15 protein-coding genes and 1 CRISPR repeat array are annotated in these 17,984 nt (G+C 45.4%); of the genes, 13 read left to right on the top strand and 2 right to left on the bottom strand.

What is annotated here, in order from left to right:
- Nucleotides 1-4 precede the first annotated feature (4 nt).
- The 4 genes from JNN12_11145 to glmS all read left to right on the top strand — a co-directional run bounded on the left by JNN12_11145 (nucleotide 5) and on the right by glmS (nucleotide 6,315).
- Nucleotides 5-589 carry a hypothetical protein gene (locus tag JNN12_11145; protein MBL7978884.1) on the top strand — a complete coding sequence of 195 codons (585 nt, stop codon included), beginning with the start codon at nucleotides 5-7 and terminating at the stop codon, nucleotides 587-589.
- Nucleotides 590-2,236: 1,647 nt separating this feature from the next.
- Nucleotides 2,237-3,133 carry an LPS export ABC transporter ATP-binding protein gene (lptB, locus tag JNN12_11140; GenBank protein MBL7978883.1) on the top strand — a complete coding sequence of 299 codons (897 nt, stop codon included), beginning with the start codon at nucleotides 2,237-2,239 and terminating at the stop codon, nucleotides 3,131-3,133.
- Nucleotides 3,134-3,244: 111 nt separating this feature from the next.
- A complete protein-coding gene (gene aroF, locus JNN12_11135) occupies nucleotides 3,245-4,279 on the top strand; it encodes a 3-deoxy-7-phosphoheptulonate synthase (protein ID MBL7978882.1) in 1,035 nt (344 codons plus the stop codon).
- 203 nt (nucleotides 4,280-4,482) lie between these two features.
- Entirely contained in the window at nucleotides 4,483-6,315 is a 1,833-nt protein-coding gene (gene glmS, locus JNN12_11130) for a glutamine--fructose-6-phosphate transaminase (isomerizing) (GenBank protein MBL7978881.1), read from the top strand.
- 336 nt (nucleotides 6,316-6,651) lie between these two features.
- Nucleotides 6,652-7,767: a CRISPR direct-repeat array (repeat unit 35 nt; unit sequence GTGCGGGGAACTACTCTGAGTGAAGAGATCAAAAC).
- A gap of 303 nt (nucleotides 7,768-8,070) precedes the next feature.
- On the opposite strand, the gene JNN12_11125 is transcribed toward glmS, so the two are convergent.
- Complete coding sequence (locus tag JNN12_11125; protein ID MBL7978880.1) at nucleotides 8,071-8,232, bottom strand: hypothetical protein; 162 nt, start codon at nucleotides 8,230-8,232, stop codon at nucleotides 8,071-8,073.
- Nucleotides 8,233-9,240: 1,008 nt separating this feature from the next.
- Here JNN12_11125 and JNN12_11120 point away from each other — a divergent pair.
- The 4 genes from JNN12_11120 to JNN12_11105 all read left to right on the top strand — a co-directional run bounded on the left by JNN12_11120 (nucleotide 9,241) and on the right by JNN12_11105 (nucleotide 13,719).
- Nucleotides 9,241-10,485, top strand: a complete 1,245-nt coding sequence (locus tag JNN12_11120; GenBank protein ID MBL7978879.1) for an amidohydrolase family protein — start codon at nucleotides 9,241-9,243, stop codon at nucleotides 10,483-10,485.
- A gap of 5 nt (nucleotides 10,486-10,490) precedes the next feature.
- Nucleotides 10,491-11,402, top strand: coding sequence for a dihydrodipicolinate synthase family protein (locus JNN12_11115; GenBank protein ID MBL7978878.1), 912 nt, complete (start codon nucleotides 10,491-10,493; stop codon nucleotides 11,400-11,402).
- Between the two features lie 232 nt (nucleotides 11,403-11,634).
- Nucleotides 11,635-12,312 (top strand): response regulator transcription factor, encoded by a 678-nt coding sequence (locus JNN12_11110; GenBank protein MBL7978877.1) that lies wholly within the window; start codon nucleotides 11,635-11,637, stop codon nucleotides 12,310-12,312.
- Nucleotides 12,313-12,318: 6 nt separating this feature from the next.
- Nucleotides 12,319-13,719 (top strand): HAMP domain-containing histidine kinase, encoded by a 1,401-nt coding sequence (locus tag JNN12_11105; protein MBL7978876.1) that lies wholly within the window; start codon nucleotides 12,319-12,321, stop codon nucleotides 13,717-13,719.
- Here JNN12_11105 and JNN12_11100 read toward each other — a convergent pair whose 3' ends face one another.
- Nucleotides 13,720-14,271 (bottom strand): heme-binding domain-containing protein, encoded by a 552-nt coding sequence (locus JNN12_11100; GenBank protein ID MBL7978875.1) that lies wholly within the window; start codon nucleotides 14,269-14,271, stop codon nucleotides 13,720-13,722. It lies immediately after the preceding gene.
- Nucleotides 14,272-14,657: 386 nt separating this feature from the next.
- On the opposite strand from JNN12_11100, the gene JNN12_11095 reads away from it, so the two are divergent.
- From JNN12_11095 to JNN12_11075, 5 genes are all read left to right on the top strand, one after another.
- Nucleotides 14,658-14,930 carry a hypothetical protein gene (locus JNN12_11095; GenBank protein ID MBL7978874.1) on the top strand — a complete coding sequence of 91 codons (273 nt, stop codon included), beginning with the start codon at nucleotides 14,658-14,660 and terminating at the stop codon, nucleotides 14,928-14,930.
- Between the two features lie 109 nt (nucleotides 14,931-15,039).
- Nucleotides 15,040-15,321 (top strand): site-specific DNA-methyltransferase, encoded by a 282-nt coding sequence (locus JNN12_11090; protein ID MBL7978873.1) that lies wholly within the window; start codon nucleotides 15,040-15,042, stop codon nucleotides 15,319-15,321.
- Between the two features lie 12 nt (nucleotides 15,322-15,333).
- A complete protein-coding gene (locus tag JNN12_11085; protein ID MBL7978872.1) occupies nucleotides 15,334-15,639 on the top strand; it encodes a hypothetical protein in 306 nt (101 codons plus the stop codon).
- A gap of 15 nt (nucleotides 15,640-15,654) precedes the next feature.
- Nucleotides 15,655-15,924, top strand: coding sequence for a hypothetical protein (locus JNN12_11080; protein ID MBL7978871.1), 270 nt, complete (start codon nucleotides 15,655-15,657; stop codon nucleotides 15,922-15,924).
- 624 nt (nucleotides 15,925-16,548) lie between these two features.
- Nucleotides 16,549-17,982, top strand: coding sequence for an aldehyde dehydrogenase family protein (locus tag JNN12_11075; GenBank protein MBL7978870.1), 1,434 nt, complete (start codon nucleotides 16,549-16,551; stop codon nucleotides 17,980-17,982).
- Nucleotides 17,983-17,984: the final 2 nt, after the last annotated feature.

Genomic DNA, 17,984 nt, shown 5'->3' with positions numbered 1-17,984 from the left:
ATGTATGAAATTCCCTTTGTCAGAAAATAAAACCTATCTCCGTTATGGTAAATTATATTTCTTGGTGGTGATTGCCGGTTGTCGTTTTTCCGACATAGACACCACTAAACCCCAGTTGCCGGATCCACGTAAGCCCACCCAAGAAATAGAAAATGTTTCTTTAGAAATCTTGGAAGATGGAAAGCCTAAACTGCGGGTACAAGCAGGAAGTATGGCACGCTTCGAGCGGGGGGATTCTGTTTTTGCGTTATTGGGAGTTGGGAAATCCAAAAAACCCGTGCGGGTGGCCCTTTTCGATCCATCGGGAAAGCCTTCCGCCAACATCAGTATGGACAAACTCCGGTTCGAGGAAGCAACGTTGCACCTTACAGCGACTGGGAACGTGCAGGTGGAAACAGCAACAGGCCGACGCCTTCAGGCCGAGCACCTTATCTGGGACAACGCAACCCGAAAACTCTCTGCAAAAGGATTGGTTCGGATGATTTCGGATCAAGAACAATTGCAGGTCTATGACTTGGTGACGGATGAAAGTATGACCAATTACAGCGCCCGAAAACTCACCGGACAGGTAAGGATAAGCGGATTATGAAGAAAAACAAATGTTGGCCGGGGGTGTTTTTTTTGTCTGGATGGCTGCTTGTTGGGGTAGTGCTACCGGAATCGTGGGTGCTGGCACAGATCAGGCCAAATCCCACACCCAATGCGGTAGCGACGACAGATACCACACAAACCCGAAGTGGCCCCATTGGCAAATTGGTGGATATCCTGAATGCAGACCAAACCATTGGTACTACCACCTCCCGAACCCTACGGGGTAACGTCTCGCTCCGACAGGAAAATACCTTGCTTCGTGCCCAAGAAGTGGTGGAACGGTTTGATAGTAATCTAATTACCCTGCGTGGAAAGGTTTGGATGGTACAAAATGGTGACACCCTCACTGCCGATCAAATTGTATATAATACACTTAATAAGCAAGCCAAAGCATCTGGAAATATCCGTGTTTCCAATGGTCAAACCCGCATTTTTACAACAGCCGGCGAGTATGATGCCCAAACGAAATTGGTACATTTTACCACTGGCGCCCGTATCATAGACAGTACGGCCGTCATCACCGCTCGACGGGGCCGTTTTTCTAATCAAGATAAATGGGGGAATTTTGAGGGGGACGTGAAATTAGTGGATGGAAAAACAATTCTTACGGCCACCAAAGGTTCATACAATACTACCTATAAATGGGGCGAGTTTGAAGGAAATGTCCGCTTGATGGACGATAAAATGGTGCTAACAGCCACCAAAGGTGTATATTATCGTGAGTTACAAGAAGCCTTTTTTTATGGAAATGTGGAACTCCAACACCCCGATTTTTTTCTACAAGCCGATTCCGTGACACATAACCGTAAGACCGATATTTCTTTTGCGCGTGGGAAAATTAAATTAGAGCGATACGAAAAAAAAATGGCCCGGAAAGCCACTGAAACGGTACAACCAGCAAGAACCTTTTTGTTTGGTGGCTCTTTATACCACAACAATGCCTCCAAATCCTCGGTACTTCGTGGAAACCCATTGGTGGTCCGGCTAAAGCCTACAAAAGAAGATACAGCCGTGTTGGATACGCTATTGTTGGCTGCACGGATATTGGAAGTGAATGAGCCAGAGGAAGGTTACCAACATATGGTCATTCGGGGTCAAACTAGGATGCGCCAAGGGACTTTTGCCGCACGTTCCGACTCAAGCCGATACACTAAATGGAATCGAGAACCCGATTTTAGAGAAGAGATCCAATTGTTTGGCGCCCCTTTGGTGTGGTCTCGGCAAAACCAAATTTCCGGTGATACCCTTCGGATGGTATTAAAAGACGGAAAGCCGGATTCGTTATCCGTTTTTGGGAATGCATTTGTTGCGCAAATGGATTCTGTTCTGAATAAAATAAATCAACTAAGAGGAAAAAAATTATTTGGTTTTTTTGAACAAGATACCTTACGTTCGGTCACTATTTTTCCACAAGCAGAAGCTTTATATTTTAGTAAAAATGATCAAAAAAAATTATCACAAGGTATTCAGCTAAAATCAGACCAACTTTACTTGACTTTTGAAAAAGAAAATATTAAAACTTTGGATGCCTTAAAGCCTGATGGTGTAATTTATGACGCCGAGATCATCCCAGAAAACTTTCAACTAAATGGTTTTAACTGGCAACCAGATAAACGCCCTCAATACAAGGAATTTCCGGTAACGGATGAGCAATGGAGGTGGATCCGAAAACGGATCAACTTGCCGCCGGAACGCAAACAGGTCGAAACCGTTATACCGAATCCTGTATCACAAACGCCTGAAAAGCCACGTGGAAAACGAACAACAACCAAACACCGAAACCGTTGAATCGGGGCTGCTGCGTCCTGCTGTGCTGCATACACGGGGGCTGGTAAAACGCTATCGTCGCCGAGCCGTCGTGGATCAGGTGGATGTGGAGGTGCAGCAAGGGCAAATTGTGGGGCTGCTTGGCCCCAATGGCGCAGGAAAAACAACCACTTTCTTGATGATGTGTGGTATGGTGACCCCAGACCAAGGCGATGTACTCATAAACGATCGGAAAATTACCAAACTTCCCATGTTTAAACGGGCAAGGTTAGGGATTGGCTACCTCGCCCAGGAAGCCTCAGTGTTTCAACAACTTTCGGTGGAAGACAACCTGAAGGCGGTCTTGGAATATCAACCCATCTCCAAAAAAGAACGAAACCAGCGTATTGAACAGCTGATGGAGGAATTTGGGATTGCCCGCATCCGCAAGTCGAAAGGGTACATGCTTTCCGGTGGGGAGCGACGGCGTTGCGAAATTGCGCGGGCATTGGCCACCCAACCGAAATTCTTGCTCTTGGACGAGCCATTCGCTGGTGTGGATCCAATTGCCGTGGAAGACATTCAACGCATTGTGGCTCACCTCAAAACCCGGAACATCGGCATGGTGATTTCGGATCATAACGTGCATGAAACATTGGCTATTTGCGATGTGACGTACATCCTCTATAAAGGAAAAATCCTGCGACATGGAACAGCCGAAACGTTGGCGGCAGACGAAGAAGTACGGAAAAGTTATCTTGGTGAGAATTTTTCGCTCGAACGGTATCGCTTATAAGATAAAAGCGTTTTCAACCCGGATAGGGTTTGTTTCGTGGGTTGCCTGCATTGTATTATGTTTTAGCAATCCCTGTTTACTCCAATAATACATTTTACAAACAAGGAAATCATGGTCGTAATCATGAACGCCGATGCCCCGGAACGACAAGTAGAAGAGGTGATCGGGAAACTTAATGGCTATGGATTTGATGTTCACCGTTCTACCGGAGTTCGTCAAACAGTCTTAGGCGCCATTGGCGTAAAACCGGATTTCGACATCCGGCATATCAAGGTTTTAGAGGGTGTCTCCGATGTCTATCGGGTCACTACGCCTTATAAGTTTGCCAGCCGAACTTGGAAGAAGGAGAATACAGTGATAGACGTGGATGGCCTTTCGGTTGGTGGTGATGAATTGATTATCATGGCTGGGCCTTGTTCTATAGAAAGTGAGGAGCAAATAGAAGCTTCCGCCGCTGTGGTTGCGGCAACGGGCGCACAAGTTTTACGCGGTGGGGCCTATAAGCCACGTTCTTCTCCCTACGCATTTCAAGGGTTGGGCGTTCCTGGTCTTAAGATGATGCGCGAGGCCGCCGATCGTCATGGACTCAAGGTGATTACCGAGGTCATGGAAATTAACCAAATCGAAATTGTTGCCACATATGCAGACATTTTGCAAATTGGTGCCCGAAACATGCAAAACTTCTCCATGCTGCGTGAATTGGGAAAGGTGGATAAGCCCATCTTTCTGAAACGAGGACTTTCTTCGACGTTTGAAGAATGGATCATGAGCGCGGAATATGTCATCGCCAATGGAAATCCACACGTCATGTTCTGCGAACGCGGAATTCGTACTTTCGAGACCTATACCCGCAATACATTAGACCTTTCGGCGGTTCCAGTGATTAAGCAAAAAAGCCATTTACCCATCATCGTAGATCCCAGTCATGGTGTGGGCATTCGTGATAAGGTGGCACCGCTCGCTCGTGCAGGTGTTGCGGTAGGGGCCGACGGGTTGATGATTGAAATCCATCCAGACCCACCAACAGCGAAGAGTGACGGCCCGCAATCACTCTATTTTAATCAGTTCCGTGAAATGATGCAGGAATTGCGGATGATTGCCCAAATTGTTGGACGTACACTCCCCGAGCCAGCCTTAGCGGCGTAAAAAAGATCTCCCGGCGCTTTTTCTAAGGAGGAAAGGGCGCTGGCTTTATTATTTGCTTTTGACGTTGAAGTCTTGTATCTTTCTGCTTATCCAAAACCGTTTCTGAAGCAATTTTCCTTTGTGCCACGCTGCACACACCTCCATTCCCTTTATCCTTTACAAACTGTTTTAAATTCTTGTAAATCCTAAATTGTTATACGTATATGTGTGGAATCGTAGGTTATATCGGCCCTCGTGAGGCAACCCCTATTTTGTTAAACGGCCTTCAACGCCTAGAATACCGCGGCTACGACTCGGCCGGGATTGCAGTGGTGAATGGCGCGCTTCATGTGCGCAAGAAAAAAGGCAAGGTCAAAGAATTGGCCAAACTGATTGCAGAAAATCCGGTGACTGGTCAATTAGGTATTGGTCATACCCGATGGGCCACGCACGGCGCACCCGATGACGTGAACGCACACCCACACATGGCGGGAAATCTGCAATTTGCAATGGTGCATAATGGAATTATCGAAAATTATGCGGCACTACGCGAAAAATTGATCCGGAAAGGCTATCAATTTACGAGCCAGACCGATACCGAAGTATTGGTGAAGTTGATTGAAGATGTCAAAAATACCACGCATCTTTCCTTAGATACCGCGCTGATGCAAGCCCTAACGCAGGTGGAAGGAACCTATGGGATTGTGCTGATCTCTCATGAAGACCCAGACCTCTTGATCGCCGCCCGAAATGGTAGCCCGTTGATTTTAGGGATTGGAGAGGGAGAGTATTTTTTGGCTTCAGATGCCTCGCCATTGGTCGAATATACCAAGCAGGTCGTTTATCTGAACGATGGAGATGTGCTTACGGTACGCAGAAGTGGGTTTGAAATCAAAACTTTAGACAACCAATTACTCAAACCGGAGGTGCATGAACTGGAAATGGAACTGGAAGCCATCGAGAAAAGCGGATACGACCATTTTATGCTGAAAGAGATCATGGAACAACCCGAATCTATCCGGAATTGCTTGCGGGGGCGGATTCGTTTGGAAGAGAACATGATCCAATTAGGTGGATTGGTGGATGTGATGGATCGCCTTTTGGCCGCTAAACGCATTGTCATTGCGGCATGTGGCACCTCTTGGCACGCCGGTTTGGTGGGAGAATATCTCCTAGAGTCGCTGGCGGGTATTCCGGTGGAGGTAGAATATGCCAGTGAGTTTCGGTACCGCAACCCGATTCTTTCTAAAGACGATGTGGTGATGGTGATTTCGCAAAGTGGTGAAACCGCCGATACCTTGGCTGCGGTTCGTGAAGCCAAAAGCCGAGGAGCGCTTACATTGGGGATTTGTAATGCCGTGGGTTCTACCATTGCCCGCGAAACCGATGCCGGGGTGTACCTTCATGCCGGGCCGGAAATTGGCGTTGCCTCTACCAAAGCATTTACCGCGCAGGTGACGGTACTGACGATGATTGCCCTCCGGATGGGACAGGGCCGCACCATCACCGATGCCGAAATGACCACTTATCTACAAGAATTGGCGGAAATCCCCGAAAAAGTGACCGAGGTGCTGAAACTCAATGAGGACATTCGGGCACTGGCACCCATGTATCGCTATGCCTCCAATTTTCTTTACATGGGCCGTGGATACCACTTTCCCGTTGCTTTGGAAGGCGCACTTAAACTCAAAGAAATCAGCTATATCCATGCAGAAGGGTATCCCGCTGCCGAAATGAAGCATGGCCCGATTGCGCTCATTGATGAGTTTATGCCTGTGGTTATGATTGCCAACCGAGATGCCATTTATGACAAAGTGGTCTCGAATGTGGAGGAAATCCGCGCACGTAAAGGCTCGATCGTGGCCATTACCGATGAAGGCAATCAAGACTTAGACCGCCTCTGCGAAAAGGTCTTTCATGTACCCCATACCGTGGACTTTCTGATGCCGCTCCTGACCGTGATCCCGCTCCAACTCCTGAGCTATCATGTGGCGGTGCTACGCGGGTGTAATGTGGATCAACCAAGGAATCTGGCCAAAAGTGTGACGGTGGAATGATGATCGTGTACCGATTTTTTTACGGCGGCTCCAGATGGGGCCGCTTTTTTGTTGCAAAAATGTTGGGTGTTGGAATGCATTGGTGTGGTGCATAGATTTGGTGCGAATGGACGAATCGAAAATGTCATTTCTGAAAATAAAGGATTGTCTTTAAAAAATAAGTACTTAGGCCATTTTACATTCGTCCGTACCAATTAAGTACTTGTTTTTTAAAGCCGTTTCTTGCATCTTTGGGGGCTTTTTTTGTACTTTCCGGACGGTTCCCCGTACTTTTTTTGTTGATTCGTCCATTCTTCCCCGTAAGTGCTTGTTTTTTAATGGGATTTTTTGCCTACTGTGCGGGGAACTACTCTGAGTGAAGAGATCAAAACGGTTGTGTTATTAGGGCTTTCATGAAAGCTTTTACGCGTGCGGGGAACTACTCTGAGTGAAGAGATCAAAACCTTGAGGTGTGCTAGAATCGCACCCAGTCAAAACGTGCGGGGAACTACTCTGAGTGAAGAGATCAAAACTTAGGATGAAAACTTTAGGATTGGCGATCAAAGTGCGGGGAACTACTCTGAGTGAAGAGATCAAAACATCTCTGTCACTGGCAGCTCGGAACCGTCGCTCAACTGGTGCGGGGAACTACTCTGAGTGAAGAGATCAAAACCTAAATCGTCGAGAGACTATGACATTTTTTTTGAAACTTGTGCGGGGAACTACTCTGAGTGAAGAGATCAAAACATCCTTATGCAGTCGCAACGTCGACTGTACGTATACCCGGTGCGGGGAACTACTCTGAGTGAAGAGATCAAAACTTAGTATGAATCTCGGCGAAAGGGTTTTCACACAGAGTGCGGGGAACTACTCTGAGTGAAGAGATCAAAACTGTCCGTTTATTCCTCCCCATCCAGAAACTTCCAAGGTGTGCGGGGAACTACTCTGAGTGAAGAGATCAAAACATATGTTTTATAGTTTACAGTAAAGTTCATGCATTCGTGCGGGGAACAACTCTGAGTGAAGAGATCAAAACAATACTCCAAATGCGTACCAGGTAGTTGTAAGACCTGTTGCGTGCGGGGAACAACTCTGAGTGAAGAGATCAAAACTCTCTTTCAACAAAAGTTTCATAAACATTTTCTGCAGGTGCGGGGAACAACTCTGAGTGAAGAGATCAAAACATTCCTACCTCGCGGCAAAGTTCTTTTCCAGCGACTTGTGCGGGGAACTACTCTGAGTGAAGAGATCAAAACTTCCGTCGCTGTATTTCTGGATTTTGGCGTTAAAAGGTGCGGGGAACTACTCTGAGTGAAGAGATCAAAACTAGAGTCTCCAGACCAAAGAAGATGTCTCATAAAGCGTGCGGGGAACTACTCTGAGTGAAGAGATCAAAACTTATGGCCTCTTTATTCAAGGCTTCAAACCTTAGTTTTGCGTGCGGGGAACTACTCCCCTCCGCGCAACGCCTTCGTGATGCTTCGCCACGCCGAAGGTTTTTGTCCGGTTGCGTGTGGGTCTTTTCAAAGGGTGGTGATTGGATATAAGATTTCCGTTCTACGTGGTTTGGTTTCGTGGTTCCTACAAAAAATGGCTACGCCCCTTTTCAAGCGGGGAACTCCCCTCCGCGCAACGCCTTCGTGATGCTTCGCCACGCCGAAGGTTTTTGTCTGGTTGCGTGCGGTTCTTTTCAAAGGGTGGTGATTGGATATAAGAGGTCAGGGCTACGCCCCTTTTTCGTTTCTTGATTCCTTGTTTCCTACGAAGAGGTCAGGGCTACGCTCCTTTTTTAGGTTGCGTCTCAACAGAAGGTACATCCCCCGCGCAACGTCGGGAAGTTTCGTCGCGCCGAAGGTTTTTGTCCGGTTGCGTGTGGGTCTTTTCAAAGGGTGGTGATTGGATATAAGAGGTCAGGGCTACGCCCCTTTTTCGTGTCATGGTTCCTTGTTTCTTACGAAGATTGCAGGGCTACGCCCCTTTTTCGTTTCTTGATTCCTTGTTTCCTACGAAGAGGTCAGGGCTACGCCCCTTTTCAAGCGGGGAACTCCCCTCCGCGCAACGCCTTCCGGTATTTGTCCACCGAGTCGTTTTTTGTATGCCGTCCGTTTCTGGGCTGTAGAGAAATCCCCTTTACATCCGAATAGCCCTACGTCATTGGTCTTGTGGCATAGTGATAGCCTTGGAGCCGGTAGTTATTTTATAGTTAATCGTAGTTAATGGATAATTTATCGAAAGTTGGACGGGGTTCATCGAAGTAAACGAGCGGGAGTGGGCTGGTTTTTGGAACTTCTCACCGAAAGTTGATTCCGATGGGACAAGATACTACGAACTTCCCGCAGGAATCAGCCCCCAATACCAAACCACACGACCACTAAGTCACCACCCACCCACCACCAACGGGTTGGGCTACCCGGAAAAAGAAGTTTGAGGAATAATGGGAAAAGGGAATACAAGAAAGCCGGACGATGTGCCGGTTTTTTTGTATGCTTCCGGATGTAGGCGGTCTTTTAGATAAATATTTTCATATAGTCTGTAAAAATAGTAGGTATATATTTTTTGTCATGTACTTAGATTTTTTGTGATTTTAAATGAAGAATACAATAGTATTTTTCTTCCTTCAAAAAAAGTCATGACCAAGAGCTTGTTTGTTTATCTATCCCAAAAGAACCGCACTGGTGGATATGAAACGTTTATTCAGGCATGGTTTATCTTGATTTTTTGTCGTGTCTTGTGAAAAGAGGGTAGGCGATAAACGAGAACCATCTTCATTTCTTAAGCGGTTATCGTAAAAAAACGCTTGCTTTTTTAAAATGATTAGGTAATCCATAGAGAAAACACCCTTCATTGGCTTTATGCGGTTGTCTGTTGTATTTTGCTGGCTCACTCCAACCCATTTGACTGGACCGAATGCGCATGGTAAACCGAATTTTTGTATGCTTCATTTTTATGTTAGCCCTCGTGCTTCCTGCACAGGCACAGTCCATCTTGTTATTTCCAGACCAGTTGTTTGATGGTCATAGCATGATTCGTAAGGGCTGGGGAGTCTTGATAAAAGAAGATCGTATTGTGGGAGTTGGCCCCATTGCGGAGCTTGAAATTGATAAAGAGACACAGCAAATTTCTTTACCTAACCAAACCTTGTTGCCCGGATTAATTGAGGGTCACAGCCACGTATTGCTCCATCCCTATAACGAAACCACGTGGAATGAACAAGTGCTGAACGAGACCGAAGCGGAGCGGGTAGCTCGGGCAACCAACCACTTGAAAGCGAGTTTATTGGCCGGATTTACCACGCTAAGAGACTTGGGGACGGAGGGGGCTGGATATGCGGATTGGGGGCTTAAACAAGCCCTTGAAAAAGGAATTATCGCGGGTCCCAGACTTATCATTGCTTCAAAAGCCATTATTGCAACAGGTTCCTATGCCCCAAAACGGACGGGGTTTGCCTATGACGTGCCACAAGGGGCGGAAGAGGCCGATGGCCAGCGGTTGATACAAGTTGTTCGGGACCAGATAGGCAGGGGCGCGGAATGGATCAAAATTTATGCCGACTACCGATGGGGGCTGCGTGGAGAAGCAAAACCGACGTTTACTTCGGAAGAGTGGCGTTATATTGTTACAACGGCTTCGGGTGCGGGAAGAAGGGTGTCCGCTCACGCGGCTACCGAGGAAGGAATGCGGCGGGCCATCGAAGCGGGGGTACAAACCATTGAACATGGGGATGCTGGAACCGAAAATGTTTTCCGATACATGGCCGATAACCATGTTGCACTGTGCCCCACCTTGGCGGCTGTAGAGGCCCTTGCTCAGTATTCCGGTTGGAAAAAAGGCCAAGAACCGGATCCGCCTCGTGTAAAAGCCAAAAAGGAAAGTTTTAAAAGTGCCCTCCGCCAAAAAGTCCCTATCTGTATGGGAAGCGACGTAGGCGTGTTTTCGCACGGTGAGAATGTCAAAGAAATGGAATTGATGGTCGAGTATGGAATGTCGTCCTTGGATGTCTTGATCAGTGCAACTTCCGGAAACGCGGAAATATTTGGATTGGAAAAAGAACTGGGCAGCATAAAACCGGGCTTATGGGCCGATCTGATTGCCGTTTCAGGAGACCCTACCCAACAGATTTCAGCCCTTAGAAAAATTACATTCGTCATGAAAGGTGGTAAAGTGTACCTTTCAGTAACCCCTAAACCTTAATTTATATCCTCATGAATGGAACCCCGTGGCAGGGCGTTTTTTCTGCCGTAACCACCAAGTTTACCCTTGATTTTTCGTTAGATATAGCCCGTATGGAACAGCATTTCGCCGAACAAATGGCTGCTGGCGTACATGGCATTATCGTAAATGGCTCATTGGGCGAAAATGCCAGCCTGACCACCGAGGAAAAATTAGAGACCCTTAAAATTGCGCTTCGTGTGGCCGATGGCCGCATTCCGGTGCTTTCAGGCGTGGCGGAAACAACCACAAAAGCCGTGATTCAGTTTATGGACGCGGGCACAAAATTAGGTGCGAATGGATTTATGGTATTGCCACCAATGCGCTATCCGGCAGAAGCCCACGAAACCATGCATCACTTTAAAACTGTAGGGAAAGCCGCATCCGTTCCCATTATGGTGTACAACAATCCGGTGGCATATAAAGTGGATGTAACCCCTGCTATGTTTGCCGAATTGGCCGAGGTTCCGCAATTGGTCGCCCTAAAAGAATCCTCCGACAACGTGCGCCGCGTTACCGACGTTCTAAACCAGTGCGGCAATCGCTTCCAGATTTTTACTGGTGTGGACAATATCGCCCTCGAAAGCCTGTTGGCGGGGGCCATTGGTTGGGTGGCCGGGCTTGTTTGTGCTTTTCCCAAAGAAACCGTGGCCATTTATGAACATGCAATGGCCGGACGGGTACAAGAAGCGGTCGCCCTTTATCGCTGGTTTCGTCCTCTGTTAGATCTTGATGTGACCCCACGTTTTGTGCATTACATCAAGTTTACCGAAGCCTTGGTTTCTGGTAAAGAAAACGATGCCTTGGTTCGGGAACCACGTTTGCCTATGCCAGAAACCGAACGCAAACAGGTGGAAGCCATCGTCCGGAAAGCGCTCGAAAATCGGCCAGATTGCTAAAAGGTTATGACATCAATTAGGTCACATTTTTGTGGCCTAATGGTTTGGTGGCTGCATCAATGGTCTCTATAACCACAATCAACATAAACACGCTGCCTTATAAAAGTGCAGTCATCAATACCCAGACCGAAACGTATTTTTACATGACTAAACCGAATAATGCGCGGCGCTATGTTTTTGAACAGGGCGTCCATATGCTAAAAAGCCACATTAGCACCCCAATGGATACCACATGAAAATGCACCTTTTGCTATGCGAAGACGAGCCTAAAATTGCCAAATTCATTCTACAAGGCCTAAAAGAAGAAGGCCACGATGTGGAGTGGCACACACATGGCGCTTCAACCCTTCAGCAAATAGCCAATAAACAATACGATATACTAATTTTAGACCTACGTTTGCCAGACATTGACGGCCTAACCGTGTGCCGGGAAGTACGTAAAATCCGCCCTTTACAACCAGTTTTGATGCTTACCGCCTTAGACGCCATCGAAAACCGTGTGGCAGGCTTACGTGCAGGGGCAGATGATTATTTGCCCAAACCTTTTGCATTTGATGAGTTAATTGCCCGCTTAGAAGCCCTCTATCGGCGCTCTACACAACAAGGGGATACCAAAATGCAGGCTGGGCATTTCACCATAGATCCATATTCACACACCTGTACTTATAAAAACGAAGTTATTAACCTTACCCCCCGCGAATTCGACTTGTTGCACTTTTTCATCACCCATGCGGGCCAAAATATTCCCCGCGAAACCCTCTACCGCGAGGTCTGGCAAATGCCTTTTGAACCCAATACAAATGTGGTAGAAGTTTATATTCGATACCTGCGTAAAGCACTGCAAACGGTTGGCTGTACCGGGGCCATTGTATCGGTTCGTGGGGTTGGGTATCGTTTTAATCCGGACTAAAGAGAGATGCCTTCCAAAAAACCATTACACTTCCGAACACGGCTCGTCAAAACCCTACTTCCTACATTTTTGGGAACGTTGTTATTCATTTTTGTTTTGACCGCTGGAAGCATTGTCGCAACGTTTCATTTCTCCGATCGCCGCGTTTTAGAAGATGAATTGGCCGAAATATCGGCAGCCATACAGTTCGAAGGTCGGGTAGTGCCGCCGAGATACCACTGGACGGAGCCGCACCATACACATGCGCATCCACGCCAGAATCCGCAATTTGTGCAATTATTCCGTCTTGATGGTACCTTGTTGTTTGCTTCCGACAATGTAGATATTCTCCGGAAATATCCCCGTTCTTTGGTAAAGAAAGATGGCTTTTTCACCGATAATCGTACCGGATACCGGATGCTTTTTTTAACGCGGGGGATTTATGATCCTGATCGTCGGTTGATTGGGTATATCCAGATCGGGCAATATGAAGTGGATCGAAGCCATATTTATGGCCTGGGGTTGATAGGTTTAGCCGTTATTGTTTTGGTGGCAATGATCGTCTGGTGGTTTTTGTTGAAGAAACTGGCCCATCGGGCCACCGAATCGGTTGAAATTATCTCGGATGCAGCACAAAAAATCTCTCTTCATACACGAGATTATCGAATCCCTTCGTTTCCAGGAGCCGACGTAGAAACGCTTCAACTCACTGAAACATTGAACGATTTGCTGAGTCGCCTCCAGAAAAACTTCGATGAAATGGAAGCCTTTACTGCCCATGCCGCACACGAATTGCAAACGCCCATAACCGCCTTAGTGGGGGCCGTAGAAGTGGCCCTCCGGCGCGAACGAACGGCTGAACACTACCGAGAAACCCTGAAAAGTCTTCATGTAGAACTGGGTGCGATGCGCGATATGGTGCGGAGCCTTTTAGAGCTGGCACGGCTGGAACATACCGCCGATGAAACGCTCCGAGATTGTTGCGATCTTTCTAAAATTGTTTTGGATGCCACTTTAGATATAGAATCCCTCTTAAAAGATCGGAAGATTGTCCTAAAAATGGATATTCAACCCGATGTACAAGTGGTAGGGGATAACGAATTACTAAAACGAATGGTAGAAAATATTTTAGACAATGCACAAAAATATACGGAAAGTGGGACCATAGAAGTACGCTTGGATTACGATCCGCCCGTGCTCCTGGTTCGCGATACAGGTTTGGGTATTCGACCGGAAGACGTCCCGCATGTGGGGAAACGCTTTTTTCGTGCTAAAAGCATGAGTGCTAAGGGCATTCCCGGAAGTGGACTGGGCATGGCTTTGGTCAATAAAATTGCTCAGAAACACCATGCCCAATGGTCGGTCTCATCCATACCCAACAAAAGTACAACCGTTACCCTGTACTTTCAATCGCCTAAAGCACCATAATTAGTTGTCATCATCGTCGGTATCTTTGGTCTTTTGCACCAAAGTAGTGTCTTTAGAGCTTGTTAGTGCAGGTTTAGCATCTGGAACAGTTTCATCACCGCGCACATCTCCTGTTTCGCCTCCTTTGCCAACCGTAGCCGCCCATTCCTTTAAGACTGCCACATCCTTAGCACTTAGCTTTGCTTCTGGATGCATTAAAATATAATCCCAAGTGGGCATTTCGCCTTTTTCTATCACTTCTATAATTTCCTCTGGAACCTCTGCTTTTTCTTCCCCTTGCGGCTGATCCCATGTGGAAAAATTAACCTTACTTCTTCCCTCATTTACATGATGACGAATCATGAACTTTACAGGTGCAAGGTAACTGTACCAAGGCCATTCGGTCTCGTTAGAATGACAATCGTAACAAGACCGTTTTAGGATGTCCTTAACGGGTTTGGGCGCAGGCATGTCTAACGTTATAGGAGGGTTTTCTCGGTCAATGGGGATGAGCTGCATCAATAAAAAAATACTTAAAACTGTCATTAGTACCCAACTTAGCTTCTTTTTCATGGTATTCTCCGTTTAGTAGGTCATTGTTGCTTGTACCCAAATGTAGTGCCCATAAAATGAGAGAACCATTAGAACCCACTTCATCTGTGATAGAAAGTCCAAGAACGACGATCATAGGTAAAAAATATTGACAAAGTGGTGCTAATTTCTTATACTATGCATGATGAATTAAAATTTCTGTACATTCAAATTTGTGAATGTTTTTTCAATTAAAGTTCGTTAATAAAATAGAAATTAAAACAAATTTATATTTAGGTGATTGCAAAGAACAACTGAGCCTTTTACCTGGTAATTCCGTAGATTTAATAGTCATTTCTCCTCCTTATGCTGATCAAAGAAAAAATGCCTATGGAGGTATTCTTACAGATAAATATGTTGAATAGTTTTTGCCTATTTCTGAACAACTTCTAAGAATTCTTAAACCAACTGGTACTTTTGTTCTAAACATCAAAGAAAAAGTTGTTGATGGTGAAAGAAGTGTTTATGTGATGGAACTTATATTAGAAATGAGAAAACAAGGCTGGCTTTGGATGGAAGAATTTATTTGGCACAAAAAAATAGCTACCCCGGTAAATGGCCTAATCGTTTTAGGGATGCATGGGAAAGACTTCTACAATTTAATAAAAATAGAAAATTTAATATGTATCAAGAAAAGGTGATGGTTCCTATGGGAGACTGGGCTAAGTCAAGATTGAAAAAACTCTCTAATACCGATAAAATTCGCGACAATTCAAAAGTAGGAAGTGGATTTGGAAAAAATATTTCTAATTGGTTAGAGAGAGAAAGGCTTATCCTACCAATGTATTGCACTTGGCCACCGAATGCAGTAACAAAAACCATAGTGCTGCTTTCCCTGAAGAACTTCCTGAATGGTTCATCAAGCTATTCACCAAAGAACATGATACCGTATTAGACCCTTTTATGGGTTCTGGAACGACCATTACTGTTGCCAATAGAATGAGACGAAATGCAATAGGCATTGAAATTATCCCAGCGTATTACCAGTTAGTTAAAGAACAGTTAAATCCTGTTGAATTATATCTTTTATAAATATTTAAAAATATGAAGGCTCTGAACCTTGATGAAGTATCACAATATATTGAACAAAATATCGGTATTTTCCATCAAAAACGTATTCAAAGCCTTGATGGCCTTAAACTGTCAAAAGTTTTACAACGAAAAAACCCTTACCTTTTTAAGGCTAAAAATGTATTGACGGCAGAGCAAATTATAAGAGGGATCTTAGATGCCCATATTTCGTCTAATGAAGAGACAATTTTTGGAGATTGGCTCGAAGGTCTCGCTATTTCTATTAACCACAAAGTTTATGGTGGATACAAATCCAGCATAAAAGGTATTGATTTATAATTTGATAAAAATGGTATTAGAAATATTGTCACAATCAAGTCTGACCCTAGTTGGGGTAATAGTTCTCAAATAGCAAAAATGATTTCTGATTTCAAGGTAGCTAAGAAAACATTGAGGACTAGTAATTATCAATTGATTATAAATGCGATAAATGGTTGTTGTTATGGAAAAGATAATCATCCGGATAAAAGAGATTATTACAAATATTGCGGTCAAAAATTTTGGGAGTTTATCTCAGGAGTTCCAGAATTATATATTGATATAATCGAACCAACTGGCCATTGATCTAAAGAAAAGAGTGATAATTTTGTAAAGTCTTATTCGCAAGTAATAAACAAATTAACAAGAGAATTTCCAAATGAATTTTGTAAAGATTGAGGAAAAATAGATTCGGGAAAGTTGATTCATTTTAATTCGGCGTAAATTTAGTTTTATCAAAATTTGAATTCGCCATACATAAACTACGAATGTCTAATAATCATTCTTAAGATTGATAGTAAAAATAGAAAAATACCTATTTGAAGGTTGTGCTCATCTCAAAAATATTTTTTATAAAAAAACTTCTTGATAATTGCTGTTTTGTAATAGCAAGAAGACACAAGCGGAACAAATTTGGGCATAAATTTCTTTGAAAAAAAAGCCCAACAAGTTCAGTATAAGAGGCCACAATTGCAAGGAATTATGTTTTTCTAAAAGAAAGTAAATAGTTCTTTGGGAGGGGTATTATGCAAGGATTGGCTTTATGATCACCGATACCCAGCGTATGGCCTTCTGCATTTTGTATTTTTGCATGGACAAGCCTACCAAGATGGTAGCGCAGATAGTAGTTCATAAAAAGCAGGGTCGGAATTTTGAGATTCCCGCCTTATCTTCTGCCTTTCACACCCAACCAACCCGCTCAAAAGCTGTATGAAGCCGAATTTAATTGCCGGAGAATGGCGTACTCCCCACGAAGTCCAAGCGAATATTAACCCGTCGGATACCAATGACGTTATAGACCACTATGCCCTCAGTACCCTCGAAGACATAGAGGATGCAGTACAGGCAGCGCATGTTGCGGCCTCCTCGTGGGGGAGAAGTACCCCACAACAGCGATTCGACCTTTTGGATAAAATTGGGTCCGAAATTCTGGCCAGAAAAGACGAACTGGGCAATCTCCTTGCCCGTGAAGAAGGTAAAACCTTGCCCGAAGGCATTGGAGAAGCCACCCGTGCCGGACATATTTTTAAGTTCTTTGCCGGAGAGGCCCTGCGTCCATCTGGCGAGAAAATGGCCTCTGTGCGTCCGGGCATCGAGGTGGAAATAACCCGCGAACCGATAGGGGCAGTAGGAATTATTACGCCGTGGAACTTCCCCATTGCGATCCCTGCCTGGAAGATTGCTCCGGCGTTGGCATATGGAAACACGGTTGTTTTTAAGCCTGCGGAGTTGGTTCCGGGGTGTGCATGGGCCTTGGCCGATATTATTCATCAGTCGGGTGTGCCGGAAGGTGTATTTAATTTGGTGATGGGAAAAGGAGCGGTTGTCGGAAAGGCTTTGGTGGCGCATCCGAATGTTGCTGGCATTTCCTTCACGGGAAGCATTCACACGGGTAAAGAGATCGCCACCACCTGTGCGGCCTTTCATAAAAAAGTACAATTAGAAATGGGTGGCAAAAATCCATTGGTGATTTTGGATGATGCCGATTTGGATACGGCGGTTGCTTGCGCCATAAATGGAGCCTTCTTTTCTACTGGCCAGCGTTGTACGGCTTCGAGCCGTCTCATTGTTTCTGAAGGGATTCACGATCGGTTTGTAGAAGCGATGGTAAATAAATTGGCAGCCTTAAAAGTGGACGATGCGCGGATGCCGGGCGTGGAGATGGGGCCTGTTGTGGATGAGGCCCAGTTGACAAAAGACCTTCATTACATCCAGCAAGCCGTTCGTGAAGGCGCTCGTTTGGCTTTTGGGGGGCAGACACTTCAACGAAAAACTCCGGGATTTTTTCTGGCCCCTACACTTTTTGTAGAAACGACGAATGAAATGATGATCAATCGGGAAGAGGTTTTTGGGCCTGTGGCAGGTGTTATCCGGGTGAAAGACTATGAAGAAGCCTTATATGTGGCCAATGACACCCCATTTGGCCTTTCCACTGGAATTTGTACCACCTCGTTGAAACATGCCTATCACTTTAAGCACCATGCAAAGGCTGGAATGGTGATGGTTAACCTTCCTACCGCTGGGGTGGATTATCATGTGCCCTTTGGCGGGACAAAAGCGTCCAGTTATGGCGCACGTGAACAAGGGAGTCATGCGAAAGAATTTTACACAACGGTTAAGACAACCTACATTTTTGCTGGATAATC

Source organism: Bacteroidetes Order II. bacterium (genome assembly GCA_016788705.1).
Taxonomy (GTDB): Bacteria; Bacteroidota; Rhodothermia; order Rhodothermales; family UBA2364; genus UBA2364.
Note: the sequence above shows the minus strand (reverse complement) of the source record. Positions and strands in the feature narration are given on the sequence as shown.

Bases quoted from the DNA above. Each gene is read 5' to 3' on its own strand.
- JNN12_11145 (MBL7978884.1), top strand. From the start codon at position 5: ATGAAATTCCCTTTGTCAGAAAATAAAACCTATCTCCGTTATGGTAAA.
- lptB (MBL7978883.1), top strand. From the start codon at position 2,237: ATGAGCAATGGAGGTGGATCCGAAAACGGATCAACTTGCCGCCGGAAC.
- aroF (MBL7978882.1), top strand. From the start codon at position 3,245: ATGGTCGTAATCATGAACGCCGATGCCCCGGAACGACAAGTAGAAGAG.
- glmS (MBL7978881.1), top strand. From the start codon at position 4,483: ATGTGTGGAATCGTAGGTTATATCGGCCCTCGTGAGGCAACCCCTATT.
- JNN12_11125 (MBL7978880.1), bottom strand. From the start codon at position 8,232: ATGACACGAAAAAGGGGCGTAGCCCTGACCTCTTATATCCAATCACCA.
- JNN12_11120 (MBL7978879.1), top strand. From the start codon at position 9,241: ATGTTAGCCCTCGTGCTTCCTGCACAGGCACAGTCCATCTTGTTATTT.
- JNN12_11110 (MBL7978877.1), top strand. From the start codon at position 11,635: ATGAAAATGCACCTTTTGCTATGCGAAGACGAGCCTAAAATTGCCAAA.
- JNN12_11105 (MBL7978876.1), top strand. From the start codon at position 12,319: ATGCCTTCCAAAAAACCATTACACTTCCGAACACGGCTCGTCAAAACC.
- JNN12_11100 (MBL7978875.1), bottom strand. From the start codon at position 14,271: ATGAAAAAGAAGCTAAGTTGGGTACTAATGACAGTTTTAAGTATTTTT.
- JNN12_11085 (MBL7978872.1), top strand. From the start codon at position 15,334: ATGAAGGCTCTGAACCTTGATGAAGTATCACAATATATTGAACAAAAT.
- JNN12_11075 (MBL7978870.1), top strand. From the start codon at position 16,549: ATGAAGCCGAATTTAATTGCCGGAGAATGGCGTACTCCCCACGAAGTC.